Here is a 406-nt window from a genome sequence, read left to right on the forward strand (position 1 = left end):
ACGGCAAGCGACGCCACGCCCGGCACGATGCCCAATATGCCGCCGCCGACGCCGCTCTTGCCGGGGATGCCGACGCGGAAGGCGAAATCGCCGGAGCCATCATAGTGACCGCAGGTCAGCATCATCGCGCCGATGCGGCGTGCCCGTTCGGCCGACACCACGGAATGCCCGGTCGCCGGGTTCTTGCCGCCATTGGCGAGAAAGCGGCCGGCGAGCGCCAGTTGCCGGCAACTCATTGCGATGGCGCAATGGTGGAAGTAGACGCCCAGCGCCAGCTCCGGCGCGTGGTGGAGATTGCCGAAGGATTTCATGTAGTTGGCAAGCGCGAAGTTGCGATAGCCGGTGGCCCGTTCGGACGCCGCGACCTCACGATCGATGATGATCGATTCGTCGTCGGCGAGGAACT

General features: G+C 65.8%; 1 protein-coding gene. It reads right to left on the reverse strand.

Going from position 1 to position 406, the window contains the following annotated elements:
• A partial coding sequence (locus EN969_RS35055; protein WP_206525400.1) for a glutaminase occupies window positions 1–406 on the reverse strand: 406 nt, incomplete at both ends.

Origin of the sequence: Mesorhizobium sp. M7A.F.Ca.CA.003.01.2.1, assembly GCF_003998945.1 — a bacterium.
In the GTDB taxonomy this organism is placed as follows: Bacteria; Pseudomonadota; Alphaproteobacteria; order Rhizobiales; family Rhizobiaceae; genus Mesorhizobium; species Mesorhizobium ciceri.